The 13,643-nt window shown below is 74.4% G+C and carries 12 protein-coding genes; 5 read left to right on the top strand and 7 right to left on the bottom strand.

The window, feature by feature from the left end; translation table 11 throughout:
- Nucleotides 1-17 precede the first annotated feature (17 nt).
- Nucleotides 18-1,100 (bottom strand): DNA polymerase IV, encoded by a 1,083-nt coding sequence (locus ACFU5G_RS10060; RefSeq protein WP_377243222.1) that lies wholly within the window; start codon nucleotides 1,098-1,100, stop codon nucleotides 18-20.
- Nucleotides 1,101-1,291: 191 nt separating this feature from the next.
- Here ACFU5G_RS10060 and ACFU5G_RS10055 point away from each other — a divergent pair, with 191 nt between their 5' ends.
- Nucleotides 1,292-2,011, top strand: a complete 720-nt coding sequence (locus tag ACFU5G_RS10055; RefSeq protein ID WP_377243220.1) for a sigma-70 family RNA polymerase sigma factor — start codon at nucleotides 1,292-1,294, stop codon at nucleotides 2,009-2,011.
- Here the strand turns inward: ACFU5G_RS10055 and ACFU5G_RS10050 are convergent.
- Nucleotides 1,986-4,898, bottom strand: coding sequence for a hypothetical protein (locus tag ACFU5G_RS10050; RefSeq protein WP_377243218.1), 2,913 nt, complete (start codon nucleotides 4,896-4,898; stop codon nucleotides 1,986-1,988). The two genes, ACFU5G_RS10055 and ACFU5G_RS10050, sit on opposite strands and share 26 nt — an antisense overlap.
- Nucleotides 4,899-4,966: 68 nt before the next feature.
- The gene (locus ACFU5G_RS10045) at nucleotides 4,967-5,860 is read right to left on the bottom strand and encodes a hypothetical protein (protein WP_377243216.1); all 894 of its coding nucleotides are present in this window, start codon (nucleotides 5,858-5,860) and stop codon (nucleotides 4,967-4,969) included.
- A gap of 186 nt (nucleotides 5,861-6,046) precedes the next feature.
- On the opposite strand from ACFU5G_RS10045, the gene ACFU5G_RS10040 reads away from it, so the two are divergent.
- The 3 genes from ACFU5G_RS10040 to ACFU5G_RS10030 all read left to right on the top strand — a co-directional run bounded on the left by ACFU5G_RS10040 (nucleotide 6,047) and on the right by ACFU5G_RS10030 (nucleotide 10,469).
- Nucleotides 6,047-7,249, top strand: coding sequence for a sensor histidine kinase (locus ACFU5G_RS10040; protein WP_377243214.1), 1,203 nt, complete (start codon nucleotides 6,047-6,049; stop codon nucleotides 7,247-7,249).
- Entirely contained in the window at nucleotides 7,246-7,857 is a 612-nt protein-coding gene (locus ACFU5G_RS10035) for a DNA-binding response regulator (RefSeq protein WP_377243212.1), read from the top strand. Before ACFU5G_RS10040 ends, ACFU5G_RS10035 begins: the two co-directional genes overlap by 4 nt.
- An 812-nt stretch (nucleotides 7,858-8,669) precedes the next feature.
- A complete protein-coding gene (locus ACFU5G_RS10030; protein WP_377243279.1) occupies nucleotides 8,670-10,469 on the top strand; it encodes an HNH endonuclease in 1,800 nt (599 codons plus the stop codon).
- A 61-nt stretch (nucleotides 10,470-10,530) separates the two neighbouring features.
- Here ACFU5G_RS10030 and ACFU5G_RS10025 read toward each other — a convergent pair whose 3' ends face one another.
- Nucleotides 10,531-10,932 (bottom strand): YchJ family protein, encoded by a 402-nt coding sequence (locus ACFU5G_RS10025; RefSeq protein WP_377243210.1) that lies wholly within the window; start codon nucleotides 10,930-10,932, stop codon nucleotides 10,531-10,533.
- 36 nt (nucleotides 10,933-10,968) lie between these two features.
- Entirely contained in the window at nucleotides 10,969-11,802 is an 834-nt protein-coding gene (locus ACFU5G_RS10020; RefSeq protein WP_377243208.1) for a helix-turn-helix transcriptional regulator, read from the bottom strand.
- A 101-nt stretch (nucleotides 11,803-11,903) separates the two neighbouring features.
- On the opposite strand from ACFU5G_RS10020, the gene ACFU5G_RS10015 reads away from it, so the two are divergent.
- On the top strand, nucleotides 11,904-12,671 hold the full coding sequence (locus tag ACFU5G_RS10015) for an SDR family oxidoreductase (RefSeq protein ID WP_377243207.1): 768 nt from the start codon (nucleotides 11,904-11,906) through the stop codon (nucleotides 12,669-12,671).
- Between the two features lie 13 nt (nucleotides 12,672-12,684).
- Here the strand turns inward: ACFU5G_RS10015 and ACFU5G_RS10010 are convergent, their stop codons facing one another.
- Both ACFU5G_RS10010 and ACFU5G_RS10005 read right to left on the bottom strand, forming a co-directional pair.
- Nucleotides 12,685-12,924 carry a helix-turn-helix domain-containing protein gene (locus ACFU5G_RS10010; RefSeq protein WP_377243205.1) on the bottom strand — a complete coding sequence of 80 codons (240 nt, stop codon included), beginning with the start codon at nucleotides 12,922-12,924 and terminating at the stop codon, nucleotides 12,685-12,687.
- Nucleotides 12,924-13,517 carry a hypothetical protein gene (locus ACFU5G_RS10005; RefSeq protein WP_377243204.1) on the bottom strand — a complete coding sequence of 198 codons (594 nt, stop codon included), beginning with the start codon at nucleotides 13,515-13,517 and terminating at the stop codon, nucleotides 12,924-12,926. The genes ACFU5G_RS10010 and ACFU5G_RS10005 overlap by 1 nt, the downstream gene beginning before the upstream one ends.
- Nucleotides 13,518-13,643: the final 126 nt, after the last annotated feature.

Genomic DNA, 13,643 nt, shown 5'->3' with positions numbered 1-13,643 from the left:
TGTCCCCGACGGTCCGGTCAGATCCGCCCCCGGACGGGGGTGCGCTCTGTCGTGTCGCCGCCGTCGGGCAGCACCATCTCGGCGCGGACGCCGAGCAGGCGCACCTCGCGGCCCGGCTCCATGTCCTCGGCGAGGGCGAGGACGGCGGCGGTCAGCTCCCCGAGCGACCGCGTCGGGGCCGGGAGCTTCTTCGAGCGGTCCCTCGTGAAGAAGGGCGCGTAGCGCACCTTGAGGCCCACCCGGAACACCGGCCGGCCCTCCGCCTCGGTGTCGGCGTGCACCTGCGTGACCAGGTCCCGCAGCGCGGCCTCCACCTGGTCGGGCGTGGTGAGGTTGCGCTGGTAGGTGGTCTCGCGGCTGTGCCCGCGGGCCACCCAGGGCGTGTCGTCGACGACGGCGGAACCGTGCCCCCTGCCCAGGTCGCCGTACCAGGCGCCCATGCGTGGCCCGAACTCGGCGGCCAGGACGTCGGCGTCGGCCGCGGCCAGGTCCGCGACCGTACGGATGCCGAGGGCCGCGAGGCGCTTGGACACCTTGGGTCCGACGCCCCACAGGTCGATGGTGGGCCGCTGCCCCATCACCTCGGACCAGGTCTGCGCGGTGAGGCGGAAGACGCCCGCGGGCTTGCCGAACCCGGTGGCGATCTTCGCGCGGATCTTGTTGTCGCCGATGCCGACCGAGCAGTGCAGGCCGGTGGCGTCGAGGACCGCCCGCTGCACGCGGCGCGCGACCGCCTCCGGGTCGTCGGCGTCGCAGCCGAGGAACGCCTCGTCCCAGCCGAGCACCTCGACCACCGTGCCGAGCCCGCGGAGGGTGTCCATCACGCGCCCGGAGGCCTCGAGGTAGGTCTCGTGGTCGACGGGCAGGATGACCGCGTCCGGCGCCTTGCGGGCGGCGACGCGCAGCGGCATGCCCGACCCGACGCCGAGCTCCCGCGCCTCGTACGAGGCGGTCGAGACCACCGCCCGTTCCGTGGGGTCGCCGCGCCCGCCGACGACGACCTGCCGCCCGGCGAGCTCGGGGCGCCGCAGGACCTCGACCGCGACCAGGAACTGGTCGAGGTCGACGTGCAACACCCAGCGGAAGGCGCGCGGGCCCATGGCACGAGTCTCCCGGAGGGTGCCCGGGATGTCATGCGCCTGGAACGCTCGTTGCCGCGCACCGCCCGGCTGGCACACCGTTATCGTCCCGTTATCTCTGACAGCGAAACTCCTTCCTCTTCCCATGGAGCCCCAAGACTCCATATTCTCCGGGGCAAGGAAAGTTCGTCTCACTCAAGAGGAGAGCTGCGATGAGAACTGCCAGGAATTCCCGGTCCCCCCGCCCGCGCCGCGGCAAGGAACCGGCCCCGCACCCGGCGTTGCCGCAGTCCTACGCGGCGATGATCGAGCGCACGCCGTCGCTGGACGACGCGCAGCTGGAGTCCCTCCTCGAGCGAGCCATCGCCGGAGCGGACGCCGCGCGCACCCTCGACGCCACCGCGGTCTCCCCCAGCCTGCGCGCACAGCTCGAGACCAGGGTCAAGGACGGGCAATACGCGAAGGAGCGTCTCGTCCTCGCCCACCTCCGCCTCGTCCCGGCGATCGCCGGCTCCTACGCGGGCCGCCTGCCGTTCATGGACCTCGTGCAGGAGGGCAACGTCGGCCTGGTCCGCGCCGCCGACTCGTACGACCCCGCGCACGGCACGTTCGCCGCGTACGCCCACCGCTGGGTCCGCCGCTCGATCGTCCGCGCGGTAGCCGCCGCGGAGCAGGCCGAGAGCCCGAGCACGAGCCGGCCCACCCCCGAGCAGAGCATCCTGCGCCGCCGGGTCCGGCAGGCCGTGGCCCGCCTGGACGCCGTCGAGGCGCGTGTCCTGGAGATGCACTTCGGCCTCGTGGACGGCACCACGCGCACCATCGACGAGATCAGCCGCCGCCTCGGTGTGACCAAGGAGCGCGTGGCGCAGATCCTCGAGTCCGCGCTGGCCCGCCTGCGCGACGTCGTCAGCCCGGCTCCCCTCGCTGCGTGACCGCCGGCTGGGCACCCGACTGCCCGGCCGGCGTCAGCCGCGCAAGAACTTCGTCCAGCGCCTCGTGATAAGCCCACGACGCCGGATAGCCCGAGTGCGTCGCCACGGCGAAGAGGTAGGCCGACCGGTCCATCTCCTCCGCCCCGCGGTCGACCTCGTTCACCCCGTAGCCAAGTACCGGGAAGCCCAGGAAGTCGGTGCGCCGCCACAGGTTCACCCACGCGGGCTTCGCACCGCAGGTCAGCAGTGACATCAGCGTGACCTGTTCCCCCGAACCGGGCTCGGGGCCCTCCGGCGTCAACGGCGCCGCCGGAGCCGCCCCGGGTCCGGAACCCTCCACCGCGGCCGCGGCGGCAGCCCTGACCTGCCCGCCCCACGGGTCGGCCGACCAGGCTGGTCCGGTGCAGGGCGGCTCGCCGGTCGCCGTCGGGCCCAGGAGGTCCGGGAAGAACCGGCCGAAGAACGGGCGCAGCTGCACGCCGTAGGTCAGCAGGCCGAGGCGGCCGTCCGCGGCGTCCGGCGCGGTGTCGGTCACCGGGTTGCCCGCCCGGATCAGGATCACCGCCGCGGCCAGGACGCCGCCCATGGAGTGCGCGGACAGCACCACCCGGCGCGTGGGGGCCACGCGGGCGCGCTCGGCGTCGTCGGCGATGTCGGCGCCGGTCAGCCACGCGTCGACCCGCGAGCGCACCTCGGGCACCACGCGCTCGGCGTAGCTCGGCGGGCCGAACGGGTGGGCGCTGCGCGGCAGGAAGCACATCAGGTCCCACAGCAGGCCCCACGGGCGTCCGGGCACGCCGCCCGAGGCGCCCGCCAGGGCGCTGAGCACCAGCGTCGCCGCGAGCACGCCGAGGGCCGGTACCGCGAGCGACGACAGCCAGGACGGCACCCGGACGATGCCGGTGCCGTCGTGCTGGGCGAGGAGCGGGATGTGGGCGAACAGGGCAGCGACGTAGCAGGCGGCGGCCAGCGCCCCGGCCGCGAGCTCGACCCGGTGCGACATGGCCGCGACCTGACGGCCGCGCAGCACGCGCTCCAGCACCGGGTTGGCGCCGCCGTCGGGGTCCGGCGCCTCGGCGACGGCGCGCCAGGCCGGCGCCGCCGGGCCGTACGGTGGCCCGAGCGTGCGGGGCGCGCCGGGGATCCACAGCGTGCGGGACCGGAGGGTGTCGATGAGGTACGGACCCGCGGCCGCCACGACCAGGAGCACCAGGAACACCAGCGCGATGACCACCGACGTGGTGCCGAACTCGGTGTAGACCGGCGGCACCCGCACGAGGTCGGGGTCGGGCACGGTGCGGTCGATGCCGACCAGGCCGTCCCCGAGCGGCTGCGGCGTCGTGGCGCGCTCGCCGTAGCGCAGCACCCACTGCACCCCCAGCACGAGCAGGCTGGAGTAGACGGTCGCCGCCGCGACGGAGACCAGCAGGAACACGCCCGGTCCGGCCCCGTTCCACCCCTCGGTGGCCCGACGGCGCAGCACCACCGCCGCCAGCACCACCACGACCGGGCTCAGCACGGCGAGCAGCGCGACCGCGACGAGCAGGTAACGCAGGCCCGGGCCCGGCTCGGTGACCAGCACCACGCCCACGCACGCCGTGGCGACCACCGGCACCGCGGACCACGCGGCCACGCCCCGGGTGCCGCGCGTGGTGCGCCAGGCGAGCCCCGTCGCGGCGATGCCGCCCAGGCCGACGCCGAGCAGCGCGGGCACCAGGTCGAGGCCGATCAGGGCGGGCATCGTCTCCGGCTGCGGCCCCGCGAGGCAGGCGGCGCACGCCAGGAGCCAGACCAGCAGCCCGGCGGCGAACACGGCGAGGCCCGCCCGGGCCTTCCAGCGTGGGGTGACGGCCTGGACGCCGTCGTCGTCGGTGCGCAGGGCGACGAACAGGCCCGCGCCCAGCAGGACCACCAGGGCCGCGACCGGGAGCCCGGGGGCAGGCAGGCCGGCGTCGGCGTAGCGGGTCCAGGTGAGGTACTGGCCCGTCAGGGCGAGCGCCGCGCCAAGGTGCGCCCACAGCAGGCCCGAGCCCGAACGCTGCGACCAGAAGCCCGCGCGGTGCAGCGCCGGGCCCGACGGCGCCACGGTGCGCCCCGCCCGCATCACCGAGAACTTGGACTCGAACCGCACCTGGCCGCTGTGCGCCACCGCCACCAGGATCGCGACCAGCAGCACCGGGGCCAGGGACAGCAGCGCCAGGCGGTCGCCGACGTCGAGCCGCGCCAGGCCGTACAGCGCGCTCGGGATGCGGGCGCAGACCGGGACCACCGAGTCGGGCCCCGGGGTCGCCAGCCCGATGCAGCGCGTGCCGATCACCGACAGCGCGACCGTCGCCACGGCCGAGACGAACAGCAGCGTCAGGCCCAGGGAGAACACCCGGGTCAGGGCCGCGGTCGCCTCGGGACGCAGGCTGGGACCGGGGCCAGGCTGGCCGGCGGGCGGCGTCCGCCGGTGCGCGGCGGGGTCGGGGGCGGGGATGCGGCGGGCCCAGTACGCGGCGTTCACCAGGCCGAACGGGACCATGGCCGCCCACAGCAGGCGCACCGCGACCGTGCCCACGAAGCCCAGCACGCCGCCGAACGGGAGGCCGCCGAGCCGCGCCATCGCGCCCCAGGAGTAGGCCTCGCGGCTCACGCCCGCGCGGATCGCGTGCACGTCGCCCGGCGGGAGCGACCGGCCGCGCTCCTCGGCGGCCGGCGTCGGCACCCAGAAGCTGCCCAGGCCGTCGCCACCCGTCTGGGTCACCTCCTCGCGGCGCAGGCCGAGCGTGCCGTGCGGAGGCGTGTTCGCGATGCCGTGGATCCGGAGCTCGAGGACGCTGGGCGCCGGCTCCTGCTCCGCTGGTGGCCGTGGCGTACGGGGCGGGCTTGCGGGCTCGCTGTCCATACCGCCAAAACTAGGGCGGGCCTGCGGCTGCGCGCATGTCGCCACGCGCGAGACCGGCCGGATCCGCCTCACGGCGCGAGCGTCACCGCCACCACCGCCGCGGCCAGCAGCACGTCGAAGACCACGCACGTCTCGGCGTACCAGCGCCACACCACGGCGCCGGCCCGGTGGTGGAACGCGTCCCAGACCGCGTGGCCCACCAGGCCGGCCGCGACCACGTACGCCCCGGTGTCCTGCCCCGCCAGCACCGTGGCCAGCACGGCGACCCCCGCGAAGACCGCGAGCCCAGCGGCCTGCAGCAGGACCATCTGCCGGCCGCGGATGCTGCGGCGCACGAGCCCGACCACCGGGTAGACGAGCGCGACCGCCAGGATCAGCCACGGCGGCAGGGCGCCCACGCCGCCCGCGAGGGTCAGGGCGAGCAGCGTCAGCCCGAGCAGCACGGGCCAGCGGCGGCGCAGCCACGCCAGGTCGAACCCGTGGACGTGCTGGGTGTACTCGGCCGGGCGCAGCAGCATCGCCGCCGCCATGGCCGGGACCATCAGCACGTGGCCCCAGAGCATCACGTCGCCCGCGGTGGCGGCCCCGGCCCAGAACAGCGCCAGCAGCACCGCGAACGGCACCGCCATGGCGGCGTTCATCTCCCAGATCGCGCGCCACGAGTGCCGCCGCAGGCGCATCCACACCGTCATCGCGGCGACCATGTCCAGGAGCATCACCACGGCGCCGACGTCGGGCCGGCCCAGCGCCGCCTCCACCCCGAGCGCGGCGCCCGCCCAGTCCCAGGCCGGGCCCAACAGCAGCATGCCGAGCACCATCACCACGACCATCTCGGCCAGGTGCGCCAGGAACCTGCCGACCGTCCGCGCCCTCGTGGCGGGGGCGGCGGTGTGGACCGCGGTGTCTCCCGTGCCGTCGCCGTGCCGTGCCGTCGTGCCCGTGTGCGCCGTCGTCTGCGTCATCGCTCCGTCTCCTCGTTCCGTGCGGCGCTCCTCGCCGCGCTGTTCTCCACGCTGTCCGACGGCGACGACGGCCTGTAGTGCGAGACCGCACCCCTGCTCGGGCACCTGTCACAAGGTCGTATGACAGATGTCATCGGGGCCTCGCGGTACGCCCCGGACCGGCGGCGACGCTGGCAGGATGGCGTCATGAGCACCGGCCCGGCCGTCGCGGACGACGGCGGCAGCGGACTCGCGAGCTTCCGCCGCAACGTCTGGTGGGGGCTGGCGGGCACGGTGGCGTGCGTGCTCGGATTCGCCGTCGGCGACTGGGTGCTCGACCCCGACGTGCCCGCCGGGCTGCGCGCCCTGACCGGCCTGGCCACCGCCACCACGATCGTGGCGTGCGGCGCGCTGCTCGGGCGGCGCATGCGGGACCAGGCGCCGTCCACCGGCTGGCTCGTGACCGCGGCCTGCGCGGCCGTGCTCGCCGGCGCGGTGCCGCTGGCGGCCGGCAACTTCGGCATCTGGTCCATCGCGCCCGCCGCCACCGTGTCGGTGCTGGTCATGTTCCTGCCCACCCGCCGGGCGTGGCAGTCCCTCGGCGTCGCCCTGGTCGCGCTGCCCCTGGTCGGCCTCGTGACGGCCCTGGCCACGGGCGAGCCCAACGTGGCGCACGCGGTGTGGATGCCCGCCCTGATGGTCGTCGCGTTCGGCCCCGCCATGCTGGGCATGGTCCGCGCCTGGCAGGTGACGGCCCGGCTGGACGACGCGCGGCGGCTGGCCGGACAGCTCGCCGTTGCGGACGAGCGGCTGCGGTTCGCCGCCGACCTGCACGACATCCAGGGCCATCACCTCCAGGTGATCGCCCTGAAGAGCGAGCTCGCCGCGCGGCTCGCGGAGGCCGACCCGGCCCGCGCCGCCGAGCAGATGCGCGAGGTGCAGCAGCTCGCCGGGGACGCCCTGCGCGAGACCCGGGCGCTGGTGCAGGGCTACCGGCGAACCACGCTCGACGCGGAGATCGCCAACGCCTCCCGGGTCCTGGCCGCCGCGGGCGTGGCGGTCCGGGCCGACGTCGACGCCGACCTCGCGGCGTCCCTGCCGCAGGCGCCGCGCAGCCTGCTGGGCCTCGTGGTGCGCGAGGCCACCACCAACGTGCTGCGGCACAGCCACGCCACGCGCGCGGCGATCGTCCTGCTGCCCGACGACGCCGGGGCGCGCCTCGTGATCGACAACGACGGCGCGCGCCCGGCCGGGTCGGGGACGGGGGCCACGAACGGGGGCGGGAACGGGACGGCGTCGGACGGCACGGGTCTGGTGTCGCTCGCGGAGCGCCTCGACGCCGTCGGCGGGCGTCTGTCCTGGGTGAGCGACGACGACCGGTTCGTCGTGACCGCTACGGTGACCGGATGATCCGCCTGCTGCTGGCCGACGACGAGGAGCTGCTGCGCGGGGCGCTGTCCGCCCTGCTCGACCTCGAGGACGACCTGACGGTCGTGGCGCAGGCCGCCACCACCACGGACGCCGTGCGGCTCGCGGAACGGCACCGGCCCGACGTCGCCGTGCTCGACCTGGAGATGCCACCCACCGACGGGCTGCACGCGGCCGGGCAGATCCTGGCGGCCGCCGACGGCACGCCGCCGCGCGTCATCATCGTCACGCGGCACGCGCGCCCCGCCGTCCTGCGCCGGGCGCTGGCCGCCGGGGTGAGCGGGTTCGTGCCCAAGTCGACGCCCGCGGCGCGGCTCGCGCAGATCGTGCGCGACGTCGCCGTCGGGCACCGGTACGTGGACCCCGAGATCGCGGCCTCCGCGCTCACGGAGAACGAGTGCCCGCTCACCGACCGCGAGCTGGAGGTGCTGCGGGCGGCCCGGGCGGGCGCGCAGGTGTCCGACATCGCGGCCGCCGTGCACCTCGCGCCGGGCACGGTGCGCAACTACCTGTCCTCCGCGATGGCCAAGCTCGGCGTCGCGACCCGGCACGCGGCCGCCCACCGTGCGTGGGAGGAGGGCTGGATCTGAGGCCGCGGGCTGACGGGACATCGATGACCTGTTCCGGAGGCAGTGGTCGTGGGGGTGCTGGTGCTGGTGCTGGTGCTGGTGCTGGTGCTGGTGCTGGTGCTGGTGCTGCGATGAGCGTCCTGCGACTCGGGTAGGGGCGCGGCTGGGCCGGCTCATCGAGCGGGCCCAGGCGGAGGGGCGCGCGGAGGTGCTCGCCGGGCGGGGCTGAGGGCTTCGCCCCGGGCGGGTCTCGTTGCCTGATCGTTGATTCCCAGGATTCAGTGGTCGTGGGTCGCGGGTCGCGGGTCGCGGGTCGCGGGTCGCGGGTCGCGGCGCGGGTCGCGGGTCGCGGGTCGCGGGTCGCGGGTCGCGGTGCGGTGTTGGGCGAGGTGCTGGTGCGGGCGTTCGTGAGGTTCGTGCACCCCCGAGCTTCTGGCGCGATCGACGAGACGGGCGGGCAGATCCTGGTCGCTGATGTCCCGCTATCCACAGGGTCGGCAGCCGGATTCTGCTGCTGGCAGATCGAGCCGGTTCGGCGAGCGGTGCGTACGGGTGTGCCATATTTTGATGGCATGACGCGAACCGGTGTAGTGCCAGAACGAGCAGGCGAGCAGCCTGCTCGTTCGGTGCTGCCCGGGAATGGGCCGGAGCTGCCTGGTGGGTCGAGACTGCCCGGCGGGTCGAGGCGACTCGGCGCGTCGGTGCTGCCGGACGGTGCCGGGTCGCCGGGAACCGCGGGTGCGTCCGGTGCCACGGGAGCCGCCGATGCGCCCGCGCATGGCGGAGCCGTGGACGTGGCGGGTGTGCGGGCGGTACGGGAGGCCCTGGCGGAGATGATCTTGCCCGGAGCCGCTGACATCCGGTCTGGTGCCGTGGTCTCGGGCGCGATGCAGGCCGAGTGGGTAGACCTGCTCGGCGAACTGGAGGCCGTGAAGAGCGCGATCACCGCGACGCAGGCCCGCCTCGCGGTCGTTTTGGATGAGGCGACACGTGCTGGTGAGGCCGCGCAGAGCATCCGGGCCGACCGGCGTGGTCGTGGTGTCCCGAACCAGGTCGGTGCTGCCCTCCGGGTGAGCCCGCATGCGGGGGCGGGGTTCGTGTCCACGTCCAGGGTGTGGGTGACCCAGATGCCCCACACGTTCAGCGCGTTGCAGGCCGGGGTGCTGTCGCAGTGGCGGGCGACCCTTCTGGTGCGGGAGACGTCGCACCTGTGCGTGGAGCACCGTGCCCTGATCGACGAGGAGATCTGCGGACCCACCCACCTGGCCGAGCTGGCCCGGATGAGCACCCGCCGCCTCGTGGCCCGGATCAAGGAACTGGCCGCACAGCTCGACGTACACGCCTGCGTGAAGCGCAACGCCCGTGCCGTGACCGAACGCCGCGTCTCCATCCGCCCGGCACCGGACCTGATGGTGTACCTGACCGCGCTGGTGCCGATGGCGCAGGGTGTGCAGGCCTACGCCCAGCTCAAGGCCACCGCTGAGTCTGCCAAGGCGTCCGGGGATGAGCGTGGGGTGGGTCAGATCATGGCCGACACCCTCATCGAACGCGTCACCGTCCGCGAGCCCGGGCAGGCGAACGATGTGCCGGTCACGATCAACCTGCTCGTCTCTGACGACACCCTCCTCGCCGGTGGCGGCCAGCCCGGTGTGGTGGTCGAGGGCGCACCAGCAGGTGTGGGCGTGGTCCCAGCACCGGTCGCCAGGAACCTCGCCGCACAGGCGATCGACACGGACTCGGCCTGGCTGCGCAGCATCTACGTGAACCCGTACGGTCGGCTGCTGGCGACGACGTCGACGTCCCGGTTCCACCCGCAGGGCCTCGCAGCGTTGTTGCGGGCCAGGGAGCAGGGCATCTGCGCGACGACCTGGTGCGATGCCCCGGTCCGGCACACCGACCACGTCACCCCACACGCCGAGGGCGGCCTGACCAGCCTCGACAACGGTCAAGGCCTGTGCGCCCGCTGCAATCACGCCAAGCAGGCATCGGGCTGGCACCAGAAGACCACCCAGCTCAACGGCCTCCACGCCGTCGAGACGGTCACTCCGACCGGGCACACGTACGTCTCCGTCGCGCCCACACCGCCGGCACCGGTCAGGACCTGGGACACGGCACCCGCGCGTGACACGTCCTCCGTCCCAGACGAGTCCTCCGTCCCTGCTACTGCCTCAGCCCGTGAGACGGCATCGATCGTGGGCTCTACCAGGCTCGGCGACACGTCGGCAGACCGGCCGGCACGCGTCACAGACTCCGCAACACCCAGTAACAAGCCGGCGACCGCTGCGGCGGGACCGACCCTCGACCCGGACCAGGCCGGGGACCCCGCAACGACACCTCTCGCGCCGACGACCGACGAGCCCGACCACGTTCCGGACACCACGCCGACCCGCGATCGCACCACGACACCACCCTGGACCCCGGCGGTCGGCATGTCCGGCCCGGCACCCGGCCGCACCCCACGCAGCCGCTACCAGATCGGCTGCCAGCCCACCCACGACCGAGACGCCATCCCCTACCGACCGAGCGCCCCGCCCCGCCAGCCACGCGCGGCGCAGCAACCACAGCAACGGCCGGGCAATCGGGCACCCGGCCGGTCCCGACGCGCCGACCTCTCCTGGACCCACCCCACCTGAGGCACACCCATGGCCAACGACAGCCGAGAGGTCACCCACCGCACCCTCTGGAGCTGCCTCTCTAGCTGTCGCTCGCCTCGCGGTCGCCGTCGACGTAGAACCAGCGGCCGCCGGTGCGGACGAACCGGCTGGTCTCGTGCAGGCTGCCGCGCACGCCCGTGTCCGGGTACCGGTAGAAGGCGGTGAACTCCACGATGCCGCTGGTGTCGAACGGGCCGCCGCGCTCGGTGCGGTGGATGTCGAGGCGGCGCCACTGCTCGTCGCCGACGCCGGCGCTGTCCGGACGGGTCTGCGGCGCCCAGGTCGCGAGCAGGTAGGCGTCGTCGCCCACGGCGAAGGCCGAGTAGCGCGAGCGCATCAGCGCCTCGGCCGTCGGGGCCGTCGCAGCGCCGGAGTGGAAGCGCCCGCAGCAGGCGCCGTAGGTGTCGCCGGAGAGGCAGGGGCAGCGGTCGTCGTCGTGCACCAGGCGATCTTCGCACCTCGGGCGGGTGCGGGGTGCTTACGCGAACGTCTCGTGGCCGAGCACGGCGAGCAGGCGGACCTTCTCCTCGGCCTCGGTGTTCGGGGCCGGGGTCAGCACCAGGAGGGCCTGGGCCTGGTCCTCGGTGAACAGCGCCTGGCAGTCCACGTCGATGCGGCCGAGCTCGGGGTGCACCAGCGTCTTGTGGTCCTCGAACCGGCGGGCCACCTCGTGCAGCTCCCAGAGCCGCACGAACTCGGGGCTCTGGCGCAGCAGGGCGCGCAGCACCTCGTCGGCGGGCGAGCCAGGGCCGGCCGCCGCATGGGCCGCGCGCAGGGACGCGACCTGGCTGCGGGCCTGCCGCTCGTGGTCCTCGGGCGGGTACACGTCCCGGGAGGCCGGGTCGGTGAACCATCGGTAGGCGGAGCTGCGGGCCAGACCCGTGGTGGGCGCCGGGCCGAAGATCGCCTCGGCGAGGCGGTTCTGCACGAGCGTCTGGCCCAGGCTCGAGATGATCAGCGCCGGGGTGTCCTCCAGCCGGTCCAGCACGCGCAGCAGGGCGGGCGCCACGTGGGAGTCGGCGGGCGTGCGCCGCGGCACGCCGTGCCCGGCGAGGCGGAACAGGTAGTCGCGCTCCTCGGCGGTCAGGCGCAGCGACCGCGCCAGGGCGGCGAGCATCTGCTCCGAGGGCTGCGGCCCGCGCTGCTGCTCGAGCCGCGCGTAGTAGTCCACGGACATCCCCGTCAGGGCGGCGACCTCCTCCCGGCGCAGCCCCGGAGCACGACGGCGGGGCCCGGGCACCAGGCCGACATCGGACGGGCGCAGCGCCTCACGGCGTCGGCGGAGGAAGTCGGCGAGGGCTGCGCGGTTCATGCCCCCATGGTGCGCCGCACCCGCCGGGTGAGCCAGGGACCGCCGGTCCCTGGTTCACCAGGTCTCTCCCGCCGACGGCGCCGAGGCCGCACGGTGGAGCCATGAACACATCCGGAAACACCGTCTTCATCCCCGGCGGCACGCGCGGCATCGGCCTCGCCCTCGCCGTCCGCCTCCAGGAGCTGGGCAACACCGTGGTCGTCGGCGGCCGCGACGTCTCGGTCCTGGACACGCTGGCCGCCGCGCACGGGTTCGGCACCGTGCGCGTCGACACCAGCGACGCCGCCTCGATCGCCGCGGCATCCGCCGACGTCATCGAGCGCTTCCCCGAGGTGAACGTGCTGGTGCCCATGGCCGGGATCATGCGCGCCGAGGACTGGCGCACCCCCGGCTTCCTGCCGGACGCCGAGGCCACGGTCGTCACCAACGTGCTCGGCCCGATCCGCCTGATCGCCGCGTTCACCGAGCACCTGCAGAGCCGCCCCGCGGCGACGATCCTCACCGTGTCGTCGGGCCTGGCGTTCTCGCCGCTGCGCGTGACGCCGACGTACAACGCGACCAAGGCCGCGGTCCACATGCTGTCGGAGAGCATCCGCCTGCAGCTCGCCGGCACGAGCGTCTCGGTGGTCGAGCTGGAGCCGCCGTCGGTGCAGACCGACCTCATGCCCGGGCACGCCGACAACCCGCACGCCATGCCGCTGGCCGAGTTCATCGACGAGGCGCTCTCGCTCCTGCAGAGCCAGCCGGACGCCCACGAGATCCAGGTGGAGCGGGTCAAGTTCCTCCGCTACGCGGAGGTCCGCGGCGACTACGACCAGGTGGTGGCCACGCTCAACGCCACCGACCCGCACGCGGCCGCCGCGAGCTGACGGCCCGCGCGGCTCAGGGGGCGGCCTCCTCAGGCAGGACCACGAGGAGGTCGCCCGGGGTGCAGCCGAGCGCGTCGCAGATCGCAGTGAGCGTGGAGAAGCGGATCGCCCGGGCGCGGTCGTTCTTGAGAACCGACAGGTTCACCACCGTGACGCCCACCAGCTCCGCGAGGCGCGCCAGCGTCATACCGCGCTCGGCCAGGAGCTCGTCGAGGCGGCAGTGCACCCGGGCTTCGTCGTCGTCCGCCGGCATCAGACCAGGCCCTCCGTGTCGCGCTTGAAGCGCGACCCGCGCTGGAACGCGTACCCGACAGCGCCGAGCAGGAACCCGGCCAGGAGCAGCCGCATGTCTATGCCGAGCACCACTCCTTGGCCGAAACCCGCGCCGACGCTCGCCAGCGCGCTGCTCCCCGCCGTCCCCTGCAGCGACGGGATCAGCAAGGAGGTCACGACCAGGACCGCCGCCGCGGTGTTCACCGCCACCAGGTTCCCCCTGGTGAAGAACTCGCCGCGGAAGAACGACCAGCCCAGCAGCGCGAAGCAGGCCGCGACCACCAGGATCGTGACGGGCGGCAGCACGGCGGCGGCCAGCACCAGCGCGAGCGGCACGGCGTCCAGACCGGAGACCCGCACCACCGCCTCGGTGGCCTCGGCCGTCACCGCGCCGTCCAGGACCAGCTCGTGCGCCACGCCGTCGAGGTCGACCCGCACCGGGACGTCCCGGTTGGGCAGGATCCGCGCCAGCTCGCGAACGATCGCCAGGACCCCGGCGAGAGCGGACAGGCCGGCCGCGAGCACCAGCGCCACGAAGTCGGGCCGCGGACCGTTCAACCATCGCCTTGCCATCGTCAGTCACCTCTCGGTCGCCATATCGTTTGTCGATACTATCGAAACACGATATGCCCGCCCACGTCAACGGCGTCGCCGCCACGGTGCCGGCCCCGTGGCGGCGACGAAGAAACGACCATGCGG

The organism is Promicromonospora sp. NPDC057488, assembly GCF_042802395.1.
Lineage (GTDB): Bacteria > Actinomycetota > Actinomycetes > Actinomycetales > Cellulomonadaceae > Promicromonospora.
The sequence above is the reverse complement of the archived record's forward strand: the minus strand, read 5'-3'. Positions and strand labels throughout refer to the sequence as shown.